The sequence below is a fragment of the Caballeronia insecticola genome, assembly GCF_000402035.1.
Lineage (GTDB): Bacteria > Pseudomonadota > Gammaproteobacteria > Burkholderiales > Burkholderiaceae > Caballeronia > Caballeronia insecticola.
In genome coordinates this window covers 1945905-1967385 of the sequence record NC_021287.1, presented here as the reverse complement: position 1 = coordinate 1967385, position 21481 = coordinate 1945905, and the positions used below count along the sequence as shown (strand labels likewise).

Annotated in this window: 17 protein-coding genes; 11 read left to right on the top strand and 6 right to left on the bottom strand. The window is 63.7% G+C overall.

Annotated elements, in window-relative coordinates; genetic code table 11:
- Positions 1-6 precede the first annotated feature (6 nt).
- The 3 genes from BRPE64_RS09065 to BRPE64_RS09055 all read right to left on the bottom strand — a co-directional run bounded on the left by BRPE64_RS09065 (position 7) and on the right by BRPE64_RS09055 (position 3227).
- Entirely contained in the window at positions 7-795 is a 789-nt protein-coding gene (locus BRPE64_RS09065; protein ID WP_016345789.1) for an ATP-binding cassette domain-containing protein, read from the bottom strand.
- 18 nt (positions 796-813) lie between these two features.
- Positions 814-1980: an ABC transporter permease gene (locus tag BRPE64_RS09060; RefSeq protein ID WP_044041434.1), complete on the bottom strand. Its 1167-nt coding sequence runs from the start codon at positions 1978-1980 to the stop codon at positions 814-816.
- Between the two features lie 194 nt (positions 1981-2174).
- Complete coding sequence (locus BRPE64_RS09055; RefSeq protein WP_016345787.1) at positions 2175-3227, bottom strand: sugar ABC transporter substrate-binding protein; 1053 nt, start codon at positions 3225-3227, stop codon at positions 2175-2177.
- A 238-nt stretch (positions 3228-3465) separates the two neighbouring features.
- On the opposite strand from BRPE64_RS09055, the gene BRPE64_RS09050 reads away from it, so the two are divergent.
- The 4 genes from BRPE64_RS09050 (at position 3466) to BRPE64_RS09035 (ending at position 6658) form a co-directional block, all read left to right on the top strand.
- The gene (locus tag BRPE64_RS09050) at positions 3466-4344 is read left to right on the top strand and encodes a MurR/RpiR family transcriptional regulator (RefSeq protein WP_016345786.1); all 879 of its coding nucleotides are present in this window, start codon (positions 3466-3468) and stop codon (positions 4342-4344) included.
- Positions 4334-5335, top strand: coding sequence for an inositol 2-dehydrogenase (iolG, locus tag BRPE64_RS09045; protein WP_044041433.1), 1002 nt, complete (start codon positions 4334-4336; stop codon positions 5333-5335). The genes BRPE64_RS09050 and iolG overlap by 11 nt, the downstream gene beginning before the upstream one ends.
- Positions 5335-6351: a Gfo/Idh/MocA family oxidoreductase gene (locus tag BRPE64_RS09040; protein ID WP_016345784.1), complete on the top strand. Its 1017-nt coding sequence runs from the start codon at positions 5335-5337 to the stop codon at positions 6349-6351. The genes iolG and BRPE64_RS09040 overlap by 1 nt, the downstream gene beginning before the upstream one ends.
- A gap of 79 nt (positions 6352-6430) precedes the next feature.
- Complete coding sequence (locus BRPE64_RS09035; RefSeq protein WP_016345783.1) at positions 6431-6658, top strand: sulfurtransferase TusA family protein; 228 nt, start codon at positions 6431-6433, stop codon at positions 6656-6658.
- Positions 6659-6756: 98 nt separating this feature from the next.
- On the opposite strand, the gene galU is transcribed toward BRPE64_RS09035, so the two are convergent.
- Both galU and BRPE64_RS09025 read right to left on the bottom strand, forming a co-directional pair.
- Positions 6757-7638 carry a UTP--glucose-1-phosphate uridylyltransferase GalU gene (gene galU / locus BRPE64_RS09030; protein ID WP_016345782.1) on the bottom strand — a complete coding sequence of 294 codons (882 nt, stop codon included), beginning with the start codon at positions 7636-7638 and terminating at the stop codon, positions 6757-6759.
- 76 nt (positions 7639-7714) lie between these two features.
- Positions 7715-10582: a valine--tRNA ligase gene (locus BRPE64_RS09025; protein ID WP_016345781.1), complete on the bottom strand. Its 2868-nt coding sequence runs from the start codon at positions 10580-10582 to the stop codon at positions 7715-7717.
- Positions 10583-10756: 174 nt separating this feature from the next.
- Between BRPE64_RS09025 and BRPE64_RS09020 the strand changes: the two genes are divergently transcribed.
- The 6 genes from BRPE64_RS09020 (at position 10757) to BRPE64_RS08995 (ending at position 18051) form a co-directional block, all read left to right on the top strand.
- Positions 10757-13111, top strand: a complete 2355-nt coding sequence (locus BRPE64_RS09020) for a UvrD-helicase domain-containing protein (RefSeq protein WP_016345780.1) — start codon at positions 10757-10759, stop codon at positions 13109-13111.
- Complete coding sequence (locus BRPE64_RS09015) at positions 13108-13857, top strand: 5'-methylthioadenosine/adenosylhomocysteine nucleosidase (protein ID WP_016345779.1); 750 nt, start codon at positions 13108-13110, stop codon at positions 13855-13857. Before BRPE64_RS09020 ends, BRPE64_RS09015 begins: the two co-directional genes overlap by 4 nt.
- A gap of 163 nt (positions 13858-14020) precedes the next feature.
- Positions 14021-15061 carry a fimbrial protein gene (locus tag BRPE64_RS09010; protein WP_084675728.1) on the top strand — a complete coding sequence of 347 codons (1041 nt, stop codon included), beginning with the start codon at positions 14021-14023 and terminating at the stop codon, positions 15059-15061.
- Positions 15062-15254: 193 nt separating this feature from the next.
- Positions 15255-15539, top strand: a complete 285-nt coding sequence (locus BRPE64_RS09005; RefSeq protein ID WP_016345776.1) for a hypothetical protein — start codon at positions 15255-15257, stop codon at positions 15537-15539.
- Positions 15536-16015 (top strand): hypothetical protein, encoded by a 480-nt coding sequence (locus tag BRPE64_RS09000; RefSeq protein ID WP_016345775.1) that lies wholly within the window; start codon positions 15536-15538, stop codon positions 16013-16015. Before BRPE64_RS09005 ends, BRPE64_RS09000 begins: the two co-directional genes overlap by 4 nt.
- Before the next feature lie 68 nt (positions 16016-16083).
- The gene (locus BRPE64_RS08995; protein WP_269765219.1) at positions 16084-18051 is read left to right on the top strand and encodes a propionate--CoA ligase; all 1968 of its coding nucleotides are present in this window, start codon (positions 16084-16086) and stop codon (positions 18049-18051) included.
- Positions 18052-18140: 89 nt separating this feature from the next.
- Here the strand turns inward: BRPE64_RS08995 and BRPE64_RS08990 are convergent, their stop codons facing one another.
- On the bottom strand, positions 18141-19397 hold the full coding sequence (locus BRPE64_RS08990; protein WP_016345773.1) for an MFS transporter: 1257 nt from the start codon (positions 19395-19397) through the stop codon (positions 18141-18143).
- Between the two features lie 338 nt (positions 19398-19735).
- Between BRPE64_RS08990 and BRPE64_RS08985 the strand changes: the two genes are divergently transcribed.
- The gene (locus BRPE64_RS08985; RefSeq protein ID WP_016345772.1) at positions 19736-21403 is read left to right on the top strand and encodes a methyl-accepting chemotaxis protein; all 1668 of its coding nucleotides are present in this window, start codon (positions 19736-19738) and stop codon (positions 21401-21403) included.
- Positions 21404-21481 lie beyond the last annotated feature (78 nt).

Sequence of the window (21481 nt, the reverse complement as noted above, 5' to 3'; positions counted from 1 at the left end):
TAGTCCTCAGATCGTCGCGCCTTCGAGTTCGCTCATCATCTGCTGCATTTCGGCGCCGCCCGCCATCATGTCGAGCACTTCGTTCTTGCTGATGTTGTCCTTCGTGAAGGTGCCCATCGAGCGGCCGCGATTGAGCAGCGTGAACGAATCGCCGATTGGATAAGCGTGATGCACGTTGTGCGTGATGAAGATCACCGAGATGCCTTTCTCGCGCGCCTTGTGAATCAGCTTGAGCACGTTGAAGCTCTGCTTCACGCCGAGCGCGGCGGTCGGTTCGTCGAGGATCAGCACGCGTGCGCCGAAGTGGATCGCGCGGGCAATCGCGAGACATTGCTTCTCGCCGCCGGACATCGTGCCGATCGGCTGATGCGGATCGCGCACGTTGATGCCCATTTCCGCGAGCTTGGCGCGTGAGGTCTCAGCGGCGAGATCGAGGTCCATCACGCTAAAGAGGCCGAAGCGTTTCTTCTGCGGCTCGCGGCCCATGAAGAAATTGCGCGCGACGGACAAGAGCGGCACGAGCGCGAGATCCTGATACACGGTCGCGATGCCGAGATCGAGCGCTTCTTTGGGCGAATCGAAATGCACGGGCGCGCCATCGACGAGATAGTCGCCGGAAGAGGGCTGATGCACGCCCGCCAGCGTCTTGATGAGCGTGGACTTGCCCGCGCCGTTGTCGCCCAGAAGGCAATGCACTTCGCCGCGCTTCAGGCGCAACGTGACGCCGTTCAGCGCGATCACCTTGCCGAAGAACTTGCTGACGTTTTCGAGTGCGAGGATGTTGTCGTCGTTCATGTCGGTTCTCCGCTTGCCTTATTGAGCCTGTGACACGCGACGGCGCACATAGTGGTTGAAGAGCACGGCGATCAGCAGCATCACGCCAAGGAACACGCGGAACCAGTCCGAACTCACGTTCGTATAGGTGATGCCGATCTGCACCACGCCGAAGATCAGCGCGCCGAAGCATGCGCCGACTACCGAGCCGTAGCCGCCCGTCAGCAGCGTGCCGCCGATGACCGCCGCGATGATCGCTTCGAACTCTTTCTGCAAGCCGCGATCCGCCGCCGCCGAACCGATGTCGCACACTTGCAGCACGGCGAAGAGACACGAGCAGAACGCGGTCAGTACGAACAGCGAGATCTTTACGCGCTTGACCGGCACGCCGACGTTCTTCGCTGCCGTGGCGTCGCCGCCGACCGCGAGAATCCAGTTGCCGTAGCGTGTCTTGGCGAGCACGAACGCGCCCACTGCGGCGAGCGCGAACCACCAGATGATGACCTTCGGAATGCCCGGCACGAGCGGCTCGCCGCTGTCGAGCAGCTTGCCGATGCCCATGTGCGCGAGCCAGTTGAACAAGCCGTGCAACGCGACCCCATGAAACAGCGCGTTGGTGATCGGATCGTTCTGCGCGAGGTCGCCGACGCCGGAGATGATCGTGCGGTCCGCGAACATGATCGACAGCGCGAGCGTCAGGCCGCGCAGGATGAACAGAAACGCGAGCGTGACGATGAACGACGGCAGGCGCGTGCGCATCACGAGATAGCCGTTCAGCGCGCCGAGCAGCATCGAGCAGCCGAACGCGAAGAGAATCGACAGTGAGATCGGCCAGTGGAAGTAGACCGAGGGCAGCGCGACCATCATGCCGGCGAAGCCGATCATCGAGCCGATCGACAGATCGAATTCGCCCGCGATCATCAAGAGACATGCGCCCACCGCGAGCAGGCCGAGATAGGCCGCGACTTGCGACCAGTTCATCACGCCGTCGAGATTGAACATGCCCGACGAGCCCGCGCCGAAACCGAACACGATGAACACGAGCACCGTGCCGGAAATTGCCGCGAATTCCGGGCGATTCAGCAAGTGACCGAACCACGATTGCTGGCGCACGCGCTCGTCCGACGGTTTGGCCGCGTCAGGCGTTTCGGTGTTGTCCTGCTGCGGATTCACGTGAGGAGGATAGTGCTTGCCGGCTACGCCCATGATTGCTCCTTGAGACTCGATATGACGATATTCGATGCAGTACCGATGTGCGCGCTCCCGCCGCGTCCGCGAACGGACGCAGCAGTACGCAATGAACATTGATAAAAGCGGGCGGCGCTAAGCAGGTTGCACTAAGCAGTGGTGCACTAAGCAGGCTGAACTAAGCAGGCCGCCCCAAGAAGGTCACGCCGCGATCAACGATATTGACCGGCGTATTTCTGGACCTTGTCGAGATTTTCTTTGGTGATGAAACCCGGACCGGAACGGATGTTCTTCGGCCCATACGACGGCTGCAGTCCGTAGGTTTCGAGGCGCGCCTTGAACTTGGGATTCGCCTCAAGAATCTGGCGGATCTTCGCCGGATCGGTCGTGTGTTCCTTCTTCACGATCGCAAGCACGGCCACCGGAATATAGCCTTGCAGATACGGCTGCTGATCGATCGCGAACTTGATCGTGCCGTCCTTGATCCCCTTCGCGATGTCGTCGGAGAAGTCGAAGGTCACGAAATAGATCTTGTTTTGCAGGCCCATTTGCGTCACGGCCTTGAGCGTCGCGGAGGCGGGCGTCGGTCCGAGCGTGAGGATCGCGCCCGTGTCCGGATGGTTGCGCAGATAGGCCGAGACCTTCGATTGAATCTCGGTCGGGTCCTGTCCCGAATCGATCGTCGAGGCCTTGTAGTCGATGCCGAGCGCATCGGCGAAACCCTTGCAGCGGTCGAACGAAACGGTGTTCGTCGCGATGTGATTCACGCACAGGAACGACTTCACGCCCGCGGCCTTGGCTTTCTCGCCCGCCGCCTTGCCCGCGACATACTCCGGCTGGCCGACATGCATGATCGCGCCGAGTTGCGCGCTCTGTTCCTCGGTGCCGGAGTTGATCGTCACGAGCGGAATCTTCTTCGCGGTGACCTTGTTGAGCGCGCTCTTCAGCACGTCGAAATCGGCGATGGTGGTGATGACGCCATCGTAGTTGCGCGCGGCGGCCTGCTCGATCAGACGCGACATATCCGCGATGTCGCCGTTCGGCGGATTGCGATAGTCGGTCTGGACGTTGAAGTCCTCATCCGCCTGCTTGATCGCGTTCTTGATGGTGTTCCACCACGAATCCGAGTCCGGAGCGTGGCTGATCAGCACGAACTTCGCGTCGGGCGCCGCCTGTGCGGGACTCGCCGCGATCAACGCTGCGCTGCACAACGCAGTAGCAGCCACCAGCGCGCGCAGCGCGGCCCGACCGTTACGAATGGTCATTGTCTCCACCTATCTCGGTTTGTAGTTTGATGTGATGGTTTCGCGAGCCGCCGCCGCGTTCGAGTGAGTCGATACATTCGGCGCCGTGCTCAGGACCAAGAGTAGGTCAGTTTTCCGCCGTCTGCAATAGAAATTTCATGCGTTCGGCAAATGGAAAATACATTCCAATTTTCTTGCGGCCTTCCTATAATCGGTTCCACGGCGCCCGTCACGGAGCGCGCAACAGAACGAGCCTGAAATGGATGAAACCAGCACCGAAGTGCAGAGCGTCGATGAGTTGATGCAACGGATCACCGACGCATACGACTCGCTGCCGCGCCAGTTGAAGAGCGTTGCGACCTACATCGAGCAGCATCGCTCAAGCGTGATGATGGATCGCACCGCCGACATCGCCAGCGCGTGCGGCGTGCATGCGTCGGCAGTCGTGCGCTTCGCGCAGCGCTTCGGTTTCTCCGGCTTCTCCGATCTGCAGGCGGTGTTCAGGCAGGCGTACGCGGGCGGCGGCGGCTCGCAGCAGAGCTATCAGCAGCGCATCCGCAAGCTCATCGACGAGAAGGCGGGCGAAGCGTCGGGCGTGTCGGTGGCGCGCGAGTTCATCGCGGCGAGCCGCACGGGTCTCGACGAACTGGAAGCCGGTCTCGACAACGAACAGTTCGAAGCCGCCGTCGACATGCTCTCGCAGGCCGAGAACATCTATGTGGTCGGCGTGCGCCGCTCGTTTCCGGTGGCGAGCTACATCGTCTATGCGTTGCAGCACACGCGTAAGCGCGTGCATCTGCTGTCGGGCATCGGCGGCATGATCCGCGAGCAGGTCCGCAGCGTGAAGAAGGGGGACGTGGTGGTCGCGATCAGCTTCGCGCCCTACGGCAAGGAGACGCAGTATTGCGTGCGCGCCGCGCAGCATCATGGCGCGGCCACCCTCGTCATCACCGATAGCCAGCTTTCGCCGCTCGCGCGTCACGCGAGCACGAGTCTGTTCGTGAAGGAGGGCAGCGCGTTCGCGTTCCGCTCGCTCACGAGCACCATTTGCCTGTGCCAGGCGTTGTTCATCGCGCTCGCGTACCGGCTTGAGTTGAACGTCGAAGAATCCAAGGAGACAGGTGGCTATGACGATTGATGTGGCAGTGTTCGGCGCAGGGCGCATCGGCAAGATTCACGCGGCCAATCTCGCGCGCCAGCCGGGCGTGCGCCTGAAATACGTGGTCGATGTGAATCGCGAGGCGGCTGCCGCGCTTGCGGCCTTGTACGGCGCCCAGGTCGCCGATGTCGACGGCGCGATGGGCGATGCCGCCATCGGCGCGACGGTCGTGTGTTCGAGCACGGACACGCATGCGGACCTGATCCTTGCATCGGCGGCGCAGAAGAAGCACGTGTTCTGCGAGAAGCCCGTCGATCTCGCGTTGAACCGGGCGCGCGCCTGCGCGGATGCGGTGGCGAAGGCGGGCGTCGTCTGCATGATCGGGTTTCAGCGCCGCTTCGATCCGACGTTCTCCGCGCTGAAGGCGCGCATCGATGCGGGCGAGATCGGCGAGCCGGAAATGCTGGTCGTGACGAGCCGCGATCCGGGCGCGCCGCCGGTCGAGTACATCAGGCATTCGGGCGGCATCTTCAAGGACATGCTGATCCACGATTTCGACATCTTCCGCTGGATTCTCGACGACGAAGCCGACACGCTGCACGCGACCGGCAGTTGCCTGTCCGATCCGGCGATTGCCGAGGCGGGCGATATCGATTCGACCGCGGTGACGATCCGCACGAAGCGCGGGCGTCTGTGCCAGATCAACACGGCGCGTCGCTCGGGCTACAGCTACGATCAGCGTTTCGAAGTGCTCGGCGGCGCGGGCATGCTGCAGGCGGGCAACGTGCGGCCCACGGAGGTCACGGCCTATTCGACCAAAGCCGTCTCGAACGACGTGCCCGAGGCGTTCTTCCTGGAACGCTATCGCGCGGCGTATGCGGCGGAAATCGCGCATTTCTTCGACGCGGTGAACCACGGCAAGCCGGTCCGCACGACGGTCGCGGACGGTTTGAAGGCGCTGGAACTGGCCGAGGCCGCGACGCTGTCGTGGCGCGAGCAGCGCATCGTCCGTCTAGGGGAGAATGCCTGATGAGCACGGTGCGCTTCGGTATCGTCGGATTGGGCAGGCTCGGGCGCCGTCATGCCGAGAATCTCGCGTGGCACGTGCCGGGCGCGAAGCTCGTCGCGGCGTGCAGCCCCGTGCAGGAAGAGCGCGACTGGGCGCGGCAGCACTGGCCCGAACTCGCGCTCCATGCAGACTACGACGCGTTGCTCGCGGACCCGTCCGTCGACGCGGTCTGGCTCGTCACGCCCACTTCGCTGCATGCGCGGCAGATCATCGCCGCGTTGCGCGCGGGCAAGCATGTCTTCTGCGAGAAGCCGCTGTCGCTCGATCTCGCCGAATGCGATGCCGTGATCGACGAGCACGCGCGTCATCCGCATCTGCATGTGATGATCGGTTTCGTGCGCCGCTTCGATGCGAGTTATCGCGACGCGTTCGACAGTGTCGCCGCGGGCGCAATCGGCCGGCCGTTCATGGTGCGATCGCAGACCTGCGACAAGAACGATCCCGATGGCTTCTTCGTGCGATTCGCGCCGACTTCGGGCGGCCTCTTTCTCGATTGCAGCGTGCACGACATCGATCTCGCGCGCTGGCTGCTCGGCAATCCGCGCCCGAAGCGCGTGTATGCGAGCGGCACCATCGCGATTCACGAAGGTTTGCGCGAGTGCGGCGATATCGACAATGGCGTGGGCACCATCGAGTTCGAAGACGGGCGGCTTGCGGTGCTGTACGCATCGCGCACGATGGCGCACGGCCACGACACGCAGACGGAAGTGATCGGCACGGCGGGCGCGTTGTCGGTCGGGCGCAATCCGCGCGCGAACCGCGTCGAGATCGCCGATGCGCACGGCATGCGCAACGCGTGCACGCCGACGTTCTTCGAGCGTTTCGAAGACGCGTTTTTGCGCGAGGCGCGCGCGTTCGTGGCGCTGCTCGTCGACGGCAAGCCGACCGGCCTCACGCTGGATGACGCGCGGGAAGCGACGCGCATCGGGATCGCGTTGCGGCGGGCGTATGAGAGCGGGGCCGCGGTGGAGTTGTGAACGCTGCGTTAAAATCGAACTTCCGCACAAGCGTAATCACAAGCGCAATCCCACCAGGCACACGGAAGGTTCAAACGCGATGGAAGTTCACAAGGAAGTCGACGCGCGCGGGCTCAACTGCCCGTTGCCGATTTTGCGGGCGAAGAAAGCGCTTGCCGATATGACGAGCGGTCAGATTTTGAAGGTACTCGCAACCGATCCCGGATCGCAACGCGATTTCGCGGCGTTCGCAAGACAGACCGGCAATGAGATCGTCGAGGCGACGTCGCAGGACAAGGTATTCGTCTTCCTGATGCGTCGCCGTTAAACGCCGCGAAGCCGTCGCCAAAAACAAAATGCCCGTCACACAGCGTGACGGGCATTTTTTTATCGCAAGCCTTAAATCGGCGCCTTAAGCCTGAAGCATCAGCCTTCCAGAACCGGCGAACGCGTGCGCAGATATTCCTCGAAGTCCTTGGCCACTTCCGGATGGCGCAGCGCGAATTCCACCGTCGCCTTCAGATAGCCGAGCTTGCTGCCGCAATCGAAACGCGTGCCGTGGTACTTGTACGCGAGCACTTGCTCGTCCGACAGCAGCGATTGAATCGCGTCCGTCAGTTGCAGTTCGCCGCCCGCGCCGGGCTTGAGCGCGCGGATGTGATCGAAGACGCGCGGCTTGAGCACATAGCGCCCGACCACGCCCAGATTCGACGGCGCAACGGCCGGTTCCGGCTTCTCGACGATACCCGACAGCTTGAAGATGTTGTCTTCCCACTCCTTGCCGTCGATCACGCCGTACGACTTCGACTCTTCCGCCGGAATCTCTTCGACGCCGATCACCGAGCTGTGATAGTGGTCGAACACTTCGATCATCTGCGACATGACGGGCGGCTTGCCGTACAGCAAGTCGTCCGCGAGGATCACGGCGAACGGGTTGTCGCCGACGAGCTTTTCCGCGCACAGCACCGCGTGACCGAGCCCGAGCGCCTCGGCCTGACGCACATAAAAGCAGTCCACGTGACTCGGCTTGATGCTGCGCACGAGTTCGAGCAGCTTCTGCTTGCCGCGGGCCTCGAGTTCCGCTTCGATCTCATAGGACTTGTCGAAGTGATCTTCGATGGCGCGCTTGCTGCGCCCGGTGACGAAGATCATCTCGGTAATGCCGGCCGCCATCGCTTCCTCGACCGCGTATTGAATCAGCGGCTTGTCCACGACTGGCAGCATTTCCTTCGGGCTGGCCTTGGTCGCGGGAAGAAACCGCGTGCCCAGACCCGCGACGGGAAAAACCGCTTTGGTAACTTTTAGCATGTGATAACCCTGATCCTCTTAATCATTTAGAACGTCGAGACGACTTGGGGCGCACCGATTTGTTTCGAACCCCAATTCAGGCGGGCAGACGCAATAACTGGGCCTGAAGCTTCTCGATGGTGGTGGCATATTCTGCCAGTCTTTTCCGCTCCTGTTCAACGACAGCCGCCGGCGCTTTTGAAACAAAACTCTCATTACCGAGCTTGGCGTTACATTTGGTAATTTCGGCGTTCAAACGATCCACTTCCTTGGTGAGGCGCTCGCGTTCGGCGGCCACATCGATCTCGACCTTCAGCACGAGTTTGTTCGTGCCGACGATCGCGACCGGCGCGCCGTGCGCTTCCTTATCGAGGGCGGATTCGTCGTCGATGATCTTCACGTCGGACAGACGCGCGAGCGCGGCGACGTACGGCGCGAACGCGGTGAGACGCGCCGCGTCGCCGTGTGCGAGCAACGGCACCTTCACCGCGGGCGACAGATTCATTTCGCCACGCAGATTACGACATGCATCGATGACGGTTTTCAGTTCGGACGCCCACTGTTCCGCGGCCTCGTCGATTTTCTTAGGCTCGGCGCGCGGGTAGGGCTGCGTCATGATCGACACGTCGCGCGCGGTTGCGCCCGCCGGGTACGCGTCGGTGAGCGGCGCCACTTTTTGCCAGAGCGCTTCCGTGATGAACGGAATGATCGGGTGCGCGAGGCGCAGCACGGTTTCGAGCACGCGCAGGAGCGTGCGGCGCGTTGCGGTCTGCTGTTCCGGCGTGCCGGTCTGGATCTGCACCTTCGCGAGTTCCAGATACCAGTCGCAGTATTCGTCCCAGACGAACTTGTAAATGGCGCTCGCGACGTTGTCGAAACGATAATCCGCGAAACCCTTCTCGACTTCCGCTTCCGTGCGCTGCAGGAGCGACACGATCCAGCGGTCGGCCTGCGAGTAGTCCGTATAGCCGCCCGGGCCGCAATCGCCCGGCTTACATGCGTTGGGATTGGCGAAACCGCAATCGTGGCCTTCGCAGTTCATCAGCACGAAGCGCGTGGCGTTCCACAGCTTGTTGCAGAAGTTGCGATAACCCTCGCAGCGCGCGAGATCGAAATTCACGTTGCGGCCGAGCGTGGCCATCGATGCCATCGTGAAGCGCAGCGCGTCCGTGCCGAAAGACGGAATGCCCTCGGGGAATTCCTTGCGCGTTTTCTTCTCGATCTGCGCGGCGGCCTTTGGATTCATGAGGCCCGTGGTGCGCTTCGCGACCAGCGATTCGAGGTCGATGCCATCCACGATATCGATCGGGTCGAGCGTGTTGCCCTTGCTCTTCGACATCTTCTGGCCTTCGGCGTCGCGCACGAGGCCGTGCACATAGACGGTGTGAAAAGGCACCTTGCCGGTGAAATGCGTGGTCATCATCACCATCCGGGCGACCCAGAAGAAGATGATGTCGAAGCCCGTCACGAGCACGGAAGAGGGCAGGAACGCCTGCAATTCCTTCGTCTCGTTCGGCCAGCCGAGCGAGGAGAACGGCACGAGCGCGGACGAGAACCACGTGTCGAGCACGTCGTCGTCGCGACGGAGCGGGCCTTGATAGCCTTGCGCGTCGGCTTCGGCGCGTGCTTCTTCTTCCGTCTTCGCGACGAAGATTTCGCCGTTCGCGCCGTACCACGCGGGAATCTGATGGCCCCACCACAACTGACGCGAGATGCACCAGTCCTGAATGTTTTCGAGCCACTGATAGTAAGTCGTGGTCCAGTTCTCGGGCACGAACTTGATCTGACCGCTGCGCACGACGTCGAGCGAGGTTTCGGTGATCGACTTGCCCGGATTGAACGTGCCTTCGGGCGCGGCCTTGCTCATCGCGACGAACCATTGATCGGTGAGCATCGGCTCGATGACCACGTTCGTGCGGTCGCCGCGCGGCACCATCAGCTTGTGCGGCTTGACGGATTCGAGCAGGCCGAGCGCTTCCAGATCCTGCACGACCACTTTTCGCGCTTCGAAGCGGTCCATGCCGCGATATTTCTCGGGCGCGTTGTCGTTGATCTTGGCGTCGAGCGTGAGGATTTCGATCTGCGGCAGCTTGTGACGCTGCCCGACCGCGTAGTCGTTGAAGTCGTGCGCGGGCGTGACCTTCACGACGCCCGTGCCGAATTCGCGATCGACGTAGTCATCCGCGATGACCGGAATCTCGCGATCGCACAGCGGCAGCACGACCGTCTTGCCGATGAGATGCTGATAACGCTCGTCGTCCGGATGCACCATTACCGCGACGTCGCCGAGCATGGTTTCCGGGCGCGTGGTGGCAACCGTGAGATGTCCCGAGCCATCCGGCAGCGGATACTGGATATGCCACAGGCTGCCGTTCTCTTCCTCGCTCACCACTTCGAGATCGGACACGGCGGTGCCGAGCACCGGGTCCCAGTTCACGAGGCGCTTGCCGCGATAGATGAGCCCTTGTTTGTAGAGCGTGACGAACACGTCGCGCACGGCGGCCGACATTTTGTCGTCCATCGTGAAATATTCGCGCGGCCAGTCGATCGACGCGCCCAGACGCCGCACCTGATTCGTGATGGTCGAGCCGGATTGCTGTTTCCACGCCCAGACGCGCTTTAAGAATTCCTCGCGGCCGAGGTCATGGCGCGACACGCCTTGCGCGTCGAGCTGGCGTTCCACGACGATCTGCGTCGCGATGCCCGCGTGGTCCGTGCCCGGCACCCACAGCGTGTTTTCGCCGAGCATGCGGTGATAGCGCGTGAGACCGTCCATGATGGTCTGGTTGAACGCGTGCCCCATGTGCAGCGTGCCGGTGACATTCGGCGGCGGCAACTGGATGGAGAAATTCTTCGCGCCGTCCTTGAAAGTCGGGGCGGCGAGCCCGCGTTTCTCCCATTCCGGGCCCCATTGGGACTCGATGTCTTGAGGCTCGAAGCTCTTCGCAAGCGTGTTGTCGCTCATTTGTGGAATCTGCCGAAAAATGCGTGAAAAAGATGCGGATAATCTCCAATTATAAGGTTCCGGACGAGACGCCGGACGAATCGGGACGTGCCGGATCCGTCGCGCCCGGACGCCGCCATCGGCGCGGTCTTATAATGGCCGGCCCGCCTCGTTCTCTCCGCGTCCTGGTTTTCCATGCCCGAATTGCTCGCCAACCTGAATCCCGAACAGCTCGCCGCCGTGACGCTGCCCGACGAGTCCGCGCTCATTCTCGCGGGCGCCGGCAGCGGCAAGACGCGCGTGCTCATCACGCGCATCGCGTGGCTGATCCAGCAGGGCTACGCGTCGCCGCCGACCGTGCTCGCCGTCACCTTCACGAACAAGGCCGCGCGCGAGATGATGGCGCGGCTTTCCGCGCTCTTGCCCATCGACACGCGCGGCATGTGGATCGGCACCTTCCACGGCCTGTGCAACCGCATGCTGCGCGCGCATTTCCGCGACGCCGGCCTGCCGCAGACCTTCCAGATTCTCGACACGTCGGACCAGCTTTCGGCCATCAAGCGGCTGATGAAGGGCCTGAACGTCGACGATGAAAAGTATCCGGCGAAAAATCTCCAGTACTTCATCAACAACGCGAAGGAACAGGGTCTGCGTCCGAAAGACGTCGATGCCACCGACGACTTCAATCGCAAGTTCGTCGAGCTTTATGTGGCCTACGATCAGCAATGCCAGCGCGAAGGCGTCGTCGATTTTCCGGAACTGCTGCTGCGCTGTTATGAACTGCTCGCGCACAATCCGCCGCTGCGGGCGCATTATCAGGCGCGCTTTCGCAACATTCTCGTCGACGAGTTTCAGGACACGAACAAGCTGCAATACGCGTGGCTCAAGATGCTCGCGGGCGAGCACAACGCGATTTTCGCCGTCGGCGACGACGATCAGTCGATCTACGCGTTTCGCGGCGCGAACGTCGGCAACATGCACGATTTCGAGCGCGAATTCCGCGTGCGCAATCTCATCAAGCTGGAGCAGAACTACCGCTCGCACGGCCATATTCTCGATGCCGCCAACTATCTGATCGCCAACAACGCGCGCCGGCTCGGGAAGAATCTGCGCACGGACGCGGGTCACGGCGAACAGGTGCGCGTCTACGAAGCCGCGACGGATTCGCAGGAAGCGGGCTGGATCGTCGAGGAAATCAAGGCGCTCATCCATACCGGCAATGCCCGCGGCGAGATCGCGGTGCTTTATCGCAGCAACGCGCAGTCGCGCACGATCGAACACACGCTCGTGAACGCGGGCATTCCGTATCGCGTGTACGGCGGCCTGCGCTTCTTCGAACGCCAGGAAGTGAAGCACGCGCTCGCATATCTGCGGCTGATCGACAATCCGAACGACGACACCGCGTTCGCGCGCGTCGTCAATTTCCCGACGCGCGGCATCGGCGCGCGCTCGATCGAGCAACTGGCCGACGCCGCGCGCCTCTACAACTGTTCGATGGCCGCCGCCGTGCCCTACGTCACCGGCAAGGCGGGGTCGAGCCTCGGCGCGTTCGCCACGCTTATCGCGAAAATGCGCGCCGAAACGCAGCAGATGAGCCTGCCGGAAACGGTCGAATACGTCGTGCGCGCAAGCGGTCTCGCCGCGTTCTACGAGACCGAACGCGAAGGTCAGGACCGGCTGGAGAACTTGCAGGAAGTGGTGAATGCGGCGGCGGCGTTCGTGAGCGAGGAAGGCTATGGGCTCGATACGCCCGCGCGTTCCATTCCGTTGCGCCCCGGCGCGACGGCCGCGCCGGAAATCGCGGCGGTCAGCGAGGATGGCGAAATCGAAGTGCTCGATGCGCCGGGCGTTACCGATCCCGCGCAGAATCCCGACACGATGACGCCGCTCGCCGGCTTCCTGTCGCACGCGTCGCTCGAGGCCGGCGACAATCAGGCGCAGGCCGGTCAGGATGCCGTGCAACTGATGACCGTGCACGCCGCGAAAGGGCTCGAATTTACGGCGGTGTTCATGACCGGGCTGGAAGAGGGCTTGTTTCCGCACGAGAACAGCGCGCAGGAATCGGACGGACTGGAAGAAGAGCGGCGACTCGCCTACGTGGCGATCACGCGCGCGAAAGAGCGGCTTTATCTGTCGTTCGCGCAGAGCCGCATGCTGCATGGGCAGACGCGCTACAACATCCGCTCGCGCTTTTTCGACGAACTGCCCGAAGGCGCGCTCAAGTGGCTCACGCCGAAGGTCGAGCCGGGCGCACGCTGGGGCGGACGTTCGGATAACGCCGGCTGGGGCCGCGACTGGTTCGCGCGGCCGGGACACGAACGCGGCGCGCCGGCTGTGTCGGCGCCTGCGTTGCCGTCGTTTGCCAACGAACAGCGTGCGGCGGAAGGCGGCTTCAAGGTCGGGCAGGCCGTCTTCCACACCAAGTTCGGCGAAGGCACCGTGACCGCGCTCGAAGGTTCCGGCGGCGACGCCCGCGCGCAAGTGCGCTTCAAGCGTCACGGCGAAAAGTGGCTCGCGCTCGCGGTCGCGAAACTGCAGGCGGTGGAATGAAGCGGCTCGGCATCGTGGCGGCGCTGCCGCAGGAACTGGGCGATCTGATCGCGCAGATGCAGGCGGCGGGCGACGTGCGCACCGTCACGCTCGGGCGGCGCGAGTATTACGTCGGCAGCGTGCACGGCGTGGCGGCGGTCGTCACGCTCGCGCGCATCGGCAAGGTGGCGGCGGCGGCCACGGCGAGCGCGCTCATCCACGTCTTCGAGACCGATGCGATCGTCTTCACGGGCGTCGCGGGCGGCGTGCGCGCGGATGTGCGGGTGGGCGATATCGTCGTCGCGGATATGCTGTTACAGCACGATCTCGACGCGTCACCGCTTTTTCCGCGCTACGAAGTGCCGCTGCTCGACCGCGCGTATTTCGCCGCCGACGCCACGCTGTCCAATGCGCTCGTGCATGCCGCGCAGACTTTCATCGACGAAAACGGCAGCACGCTTACCGGACGCTTCGGTGTCAGCCGGCCGGCCGTGCATCGCGGACTGATCGTGAGCGGCGACCGTTTTATCGCCAGCAGCGAAGGCGTGATGGCGCTCCGCGACGCATTGCCCGACGCGCTCGCGGTCGAGATGGAAGGCGCCGCGCTCGCGCAGGTCTGCTACGAATACGCGGTGCCGTGCGCCGTGGTGCGCACCGTCTCCGATACCGCCGATGCCGCCGCGCCCGCATCGTTTGGAACATTTCTCACGGAACTGGCCGGGACCTACTCGAACGGCATACTGGCGCGTTTTTTGAGCGCCGCGTAATGCTCAACAAGCGGCATAACAAGCGGCCTTCGCTCCCCGCATCGCCACGATGTTGATGTTTCGCAGAGAAGTATGCCTATTGGGAGTCGTCTCATTTCGCGCGTTTGAATCGTCGACAAAATGACGCCTTTGAGCAGTTGAGCATTTTGCCGAGCCGAGTTCCATGCGATTTTCCAAAAAGAGTGCTGTGTCGCTATGGCGGCGCTGTCTGGTGCTGATGTTGTTCGCACTGGCCGCGCCGCTTTCACATGCGGGCGTGACATGCCTCGGCGGATTGAGCGGTCCGTTTTATATTCCGGCGCCGCCGGTCACGACTATTCCGCCGGACTATCCCACGGGTAGCTGGATCGGCGGCTATACGAGCTATGTCGGGAACACGAACGGTTTGTCGTGTACGGCCGCGGTGTCGTCGCCGCTGGCGCAGCAAACGGCGGTCAATATCCCGGGCGGCCAGTCCATGCAGATCGATGGCGTGAGCTATACGGTCTATCCGACCGGCGTCAGCGGGCTCGGCGTGGTGTTGTTCGCCACCGCGTATCTGGACAACACGGCGTATCCGGAAATCGCCTTGAGTGGCTACAACACGTATATCGTCGGGGCCAAGAAAAGCTTTGGTCTGACTTACACCAAAAGCCAGGGCGTCATGGTCCGGGCGCGCTATGTCAAAACCGGTCCGATCGCCGCCGGCGCGTGGACGCTCTCGTCCGCGCAGGTGCTGGACTCGATGCCGGTGACCGACTGGAGTTCGTATGACACGCTGTTCTACTTTGCCCAGACGCCCGTCAACGTGGTGGTGCCCGGATGCACGACCGGCAACGTTTCGATCCCGATGGGAAAGTACGTGACCACGAGTTTCACCGGCATCGGAAGCCGGTCGAGCACGGTGAGCTTCTCGGTGCCGCTGGTGTGCCAGTCGGGCATCAACGTGGTGAGTTATTCGATCAATCCGACCTCCGGCATGATCGGCAGTGCGTCCAACGGAGTGCTGCAATTGCTGGGTCCCGGCGCTGCGACCGGCATTGGCGTTCGCATGGCCAATGCTTCCGATATACCCGTCACGTTCAACGCATCGACGATCTTCCCGGGCTACACGGGCGCCGGGACCTTTAGCCTGCCATTCACCGCGTCCTATATCCAGACGGCGGCGACCGTGACGGCCGGACCCGCGAACGCATCGGCCGTGGTGACTTTCCAGTATCAGTGACGGCGTTTCGCCGCGTCGCCGATGAAGCTCACGTTCTTGCCGGAACGTGAGCTTTTTTTTCGCCGCCATCGACATCGATTCAGCTTGTTATTGAGAATGATTCTCAATACAATGACTCCGAGCGCAGCGATTCGCGCGCGGCCGGCAGCGCGTCATGCGCGTGCCCCGGCCACTCAGGGAGGTCCGAACCGATATGATCGATGATGTGTTTGCCCCTGCCACGGGCCCGGCGCGAGAGCGCGACGGCCTGTCCAGGGACGTACGAGAAACGCGGCGCGACGGCCCGATTGCGGCCAACGCCGCGAAGGTGCTCGACACCACGCGCCGCGCGTGGGGTAGCGCCGCCGCGCAAGCGCCGAGCGAGTCCGCAGCCCGTCCGCCGCGCGCCGCGAAACCGAAAAAGCGTTTCGTGCCGCGCCAGTCTCGCTGGCCCAATCTCCTCGCCGCGCTGAATCACTGGAGTCCGACACCGCTGTGAATGCCGCCGATCTCACTTCGAAGCGCGAGCCGCTTCCATCGTCCGTCATCGATCTCGACGCCCGCCTGTTCGATGCCAGCCGCTTTCCGCTCGTGCGCCTGCGCCGGCGCGCCGTGCAGCCGGGCTACGCCTTCGCGTGGTGCGCGCAGATGCGCCGGCTGCTCGCGCTCACCATGCCGTTCGTCATCGTCACCGAACACGACGACAGCGAAACCGCCGACGACACGCGCATTCGCACCGCCTGGTTGCGCGCTCAGCGCACGCAGCTGGCGGCGTACTGCCGGGGCATCGTCGTGATCGAACCGCGCATCGAGGCGCGGGCGACCACGCGCGAGGCCTTGCGTCGGGCGACCGAGGGCAGCGGCGTGCGCACGGTCGTCGTATCGAGTCTGCGCGTGGCTGGCGAACTCGCGCCGGTGCTGCTCAAACATTCGGGCGAACCGGCCGCGCCGGTGTCGAGGAGTCGCGCCGTCTGAGGATCGACCACGTCCTGAGCCCGGCGATCAGGGCGGGTCCTGTCTAGCAGGGGTGTGCGGGCTGCTCTATGCTCTGTTTTCGTGCCGAGTTGCAACGAGAGTCAGAGCACGCACCACGCACCCTTCGCTTACAGAGGACGCGCATGCCGACTTACCGAGAAGCGTATCGCCGGTCGATCGAGGAGCCCGAAGCGTTCTGGGCCGAGCAGGCCCGCCGCATCCACTGGCAGACGCCGTTCGATCAGGTGCTCGACGCGAGCCGGCCGCCGTTTGCGCGCTGGTTCGTCGGCGGCAAAACCAATCTGTGCCATAACGCCGTCGATCGACATCTGGCGTCGCGCGCGCAGCAGGACGCGCTCATCTATGTGTCGACGGAAACGGGCATCGAGCGCCGTTATACCTACGCCGAACTGCACGCCGAAGTGAACCGCATGGCCGCCGTCATGCGCTCGCTGCACGTGAAGAAGGGCGACCGCGTGCTCATCTATCTGCCGATGATCCCCGAGGCGCTCTTTGCGATGCTCGCGTGCGCGCGCATCGGCGCGGTGCATTCGGTCGTGTTCGGCGGGTTCGCGGCGCCCAATCTCGCGGCGCGCATCGACGATGCCGAGCCGGCGCTCATCGTCACCGCGGATGCGGGCGCGCGCGGCGGCAAGGTGATCGACTACACGCCGCTCGTCGATGAAGCGTTGTCGCGCGCGCAGTTCAAGGTGCCGCAGGTGCTGCTGATCGACCGGCAACTGGCGCCTGAGCGTCTGCAGGCGAGCTATCTGGTTGCGTACGAGCCGCTGCGCGAACAATTCTTCGATGCCCACGTGCCGTGCGAATGGCTCGAATCGAACGAACCTTCCTACGTGCTCTACACGTCCGGGACCACCGGCCGCCCGAAAGGCGTGCAGCGCGACGTCGGCGGCTATGCGGTCGCGCTCGCGGCGTCGATGGAGCACGTCTTCCAGGGCGCGCCCGGCGACACGATGTTCACGGCATCCGACATCGGCTGGGTCGTGGGGCACAGCTACATCATCTATGCGCCGCTGATCGCGGGGCTCACGACCGTGATGTACGAAGGCACACCGATCCGGCCCGACGGCGGCATCTGGTGGAAGCTCGTCGAGCACTACAAGATCAATCTGATGTTCACCGCGCCGACCGCGATCCGCGTGCTCAAGAAGCAGGACCCGGCGCTGATGGAGAAATACGATCTGTCGAGTCTGCGCACGCTGTTTCTGGCGGGCGAGCCGCTCGACGAGCCGACCGCGCAGTGGATTCAGAGCGCGCTGCGCAAGCCCGTCATCGACAACTACTGGCAGACGGAAACCGGCTGGCCGATGATCGCGATTCCGCGCGGCATCGAGGAATTGCCGTCGAAGCTCGGCTCGCCCGGCGTGCCGTCGATGGGCTTCAATCTCAAGCTGCGCAACGAGGCCACCGGCGACGAATGCGCGCCGGGCGAAAAGGGCGTGGTGACGCTGGCGTATCCGTTGCCGCCGGGCTGCATGCAGACCGTGTGGCGCGACGACAAGCGCTTCGTCGGCACTTACTGGGAGAGCGTGCCGAACCAGCAGGTCTATTCGACCTTCGACTGGGGCGTGCAGGACGAAGACGGCTACGTGTCGATTCTCGGCCGCACGGACGACGTCATCAACGTGGCGGGGCATCGGCTGGGCACGCGCGAGATCGAGGAGGCGCTGTCGGCGCATCCGGCGGTGGCGGAAGTGGCGGTCGTCGGCATTGCGGACGCGGTGAAAGGGCAGGCTGCGGTGGCGTTCGTCGTGCTGCGCGATGCCGACCGCATCAATGCGCCGGGCGCGCGCGAAGGCATGGAAGCCGAACTGTGTCACGCGGTGGATTCGCAACTCGGCGCGATCGCGCGGCCGGCGCGCGTGCATTTCGTCGCAATGCTGCCGAAGACGCGTTCAGGCAAGCTGCTGCGGCGCGCGATTGCGGCACTGGCAGAAGGGCGCGATCCGGGCGAGTTGCCGACGATCGAGGACCCGAGTGCGTTGATGCAGGTGCGGGAAGCGCTGGGCAACTGAGCGCTGCACAAGCGCAGCGGGCGCGCAGTCCGTCATGAACTGCGCGCCCGCTTGCGATGAATCGGTGAATCGATGAACCCGAACTGCGCTCAGCCCTTCGCGGGCGCTTCATGCGTCTTCGGCAACATCACCGTCAGCACGCCGAGCAGCGGCAGGAACGCGCAGACCTTGTACACGTAATCGATGCTGGTGGCATCCGCGAGCTGTCCGAGCACCGCCGCGCCGACGCCGCCCATGCCGAACGCGAAGCCGAAGAACAGGCCTGCGACCATGCCGACCTTGCCCGGAATCAGTTCCTGCGCATAGACCAGAATGGCCGAGAACGCCGACGCCAGCACGAGCCCGATGATCACCGACAACACGCCCGTCCAGAACAGATTCACGTAAGGCATGAGCAGCGTGAACGGTGCGACGCCGAGAATCGACACCCAGATCACCGCCTTGCGCCCGACCTTGTCGCCGACCGGACCGCCGATGATCGTGCCCGCCGCCACCGCCGCGAGGAACACGAACAGGTGGATCTGCGCGGCCTGCACCGACAGCCCGAACTTGCTGATCAGATAGAACGTGAAATAGCTGGTGATGCTCGCGAGGTAGAAATACTTCGAGAACACGAGCAGCACGAGCACGCTCATCGCCATGATGACCTTGTTGCGCGGGAGCGTCGCGTGGGCGACCTGCGCGCGGCCTTTCTTGGTCGCCGGATGACGCTTGTACCAGCGGCCGATGTTCGCGAGCACGAACATGGCGACGAGCGCCGCCGCCGAAAACCACGCAATGCTCTTCTGGCCGTGCGGAATGACGACGAGCGCGGCGAGCAGCGGCCCGAGCGACGAGCCCGCGTTGCCGCCCACCTGAAACAGCGACTGCGCGAGACCGTGCTTGCCGCCCGACGCCATGCGCGCCACTCGTGACGATTCCGGATGAAACACCGACGAGCCGCAGCCGACCAGCGCCGCCGCAATCAGCAGCGTGCCGAAGTTACCCGCGACCGACATCAGCAGCAGCCCCGACAGCGTGAAACCCATGCCGACGGGAAGCGAATAAGGCTTCGGATGCTTGTCCGTATAAAGCCCGACGAGCGGCTGCAGCAGCGACGCGGTGACCTGATACGTCAGCGTGATCAGGCCGATCTGACCGAAGCTCAGCGCGAACTCGCTTTTGAACATCGGGTAGATCGCCAGAATCAGCGACTGGATCATGTCGTTCAACAGATGCGAGAAACTGATCGCGCCCAGGACGGAATAGACGGTGCGTTGTGCGCCGGTGCCGGCGGACGTCGCGGTGGAAGATCCGGCGGCGGCGCCGGAAGGCGACAGAGCGCCCTTGTCGATGCTCGTTTGCATAGTCGATGGATGGTGAAAGCGGAAGTCGTCTCGGTTTTTGTTTTCCCAGCCCGGCGATTTATGCGCGGACTGAATTTCTGAAAGTTTAGGCTGTCCGCGTTACGTTGTCCTGCCAAGCTTTGTCGCGAATCGGACACCCTTGTGCCGCGTACTGGTGCGTTTCGTCTGACACAACGATTTTTTGGCTGGTTATAAAGCCGGACGACACGCGAACGCCTGTTCGCTTGTTCGATAAAAGCGGCTCAAGAAGCCGCTAAAACTGCCGTACTACCGGTGGGACCAGATGCGGGCGCGTCGCACGAGGACGCAGTCCGCAGTACATATTCGGGGATCGATCGATGAAACTGTTTTCGCTACGCGGCGCAAAAGACGCGGGCTTTCTGGCGGATGCCGAAGCCGGCTCGGCCGCGCAAGACGCGCACGGGCGCACGACGGGAAAACGCGCGCTGTCCGTCAAGGCATCGCTCAGGCTGGCGTTCGGCATCGTGCTGGCGGGCACGCTTGTGATCGGCGCGATATCGCTCACGCAGATCAGCCGCCTGAACGGCGCGACCGAATCCATCTACACGCAGGGCTATGTCGCGAGCCGCGCGGCCGAGGAAACGCGGGGCTATCTGCTGCGCGCGAGCCGTTCCCAGAAGATGCTGCTGACCGCGTCCACCGCCCGCGAGCGCGACGAACTCGGCGCGCAGGTCGAGCAGGCGCTCGCGGATATCGGCCGCGAACAGACGCAGCTCGCGCAATACATCGACCATGCGGATAAAGACTCGCTCGCGCAGCAGAAGCGCTTCGCCGCCGCGCTCGCGACGTGGAGCGCCAACCTGCGCACTTTCGTCAAGCTCGTGAAGGAGCAGCCGCTCGATCTCTCGCAGATGAACTGGCAGGTCGGCACGCAGGACGTGTCGCTGCTCGTCGAAACCGGCAAGCTCGAAAAGATGGTCGACGATCTCGTCGCGCGACGCGGCGCGGCCGCGAAGGCCACCATCGATTCGGCGGCGTTCATCTTCCATTCGTCGTTCGTGATGGTGTCGGCGCTCACGCTCGCGCTGTTCGTGCTCGCGATCGTCATCTCGGAGTGGGTCGTGCGGCGTCTCGCCGGGCAACTCGGCGGCGAGCCGGGCTACGCGAAGGACATCGCGCGGCGCATCGCCTCGGGCGATCTCGCCAACCGGATCACGCTCAAACGCCGCGACGACGCCAGCATGCTGCACGCGCTGGCCGAAATGCAGGCGGGCCTGTCGGCGACGGTCGGCGATATCGCGGCGAGCGCGGAAGCCATCGCGTCGGCATCGAGCGAGATTTCGACCGGCAACGTCGATCTGTCGCGCCGTACCGAAGAGCAGGCCGTCGCGCTCGAAAAGACCGCGACCAGCATGGAGCAGCTCACCTCGACCGTGCGCCAGAACGCCGACAACGCGAAGCAGGCGAGCGCGCTCGCGGCGAATGCATCGCAGATCGCGGAGAAGGGCGGCGCGGTCGTGAGCCGCGTCGTCGAGACGATGCAGCGCATCGATGCGAGCGCGAAAAGTATCGGCGACATCATCGGCGTGATCGAGGGCATCGCGTTCCAGACCAATATCCTCGCGCTCAACGCGGCGGTCGAGGCGGCGCGCGCGGGCGAACAAGGGCGCGGCTTCGCGGTCGTGGCGGGCGAGGTGCGCAGTCTCGCGCAGCGTTCGTCGGCGGCGGCGAAGGAGATCAAGACGCTGATCGATACCTCGGTGTCGCGCGTGTCGGACGGCTCGACCTACGCGCAGCAAGCCGGCGCGACCATGGGCGAAGTCGTGCAGGCGGTGCGGCGCGTGACCGACATCATGGGCGAGATTTCGGCGGCGTCGGCGGAGCAGAAGACCGGCATCGAGTCGATCGGCGAGGCCGTCACGAAGATGGACGCGAGCACGCAGCAGAACGCCGCGCTCGTCGAAGAGGCCGCCGCGGCCGCTCAATCGCTCGACGATCAGGCGCGCTCGCTCAAGTCGCTCGTCGGAAAATTCCAGTTGGCCTGACGCAAAACATCGGGATAGAATCGCGGACGGGCGCGGCAGGGCGCCCGGTCTCGCGAAAGTCATACGCACCTGTCATGC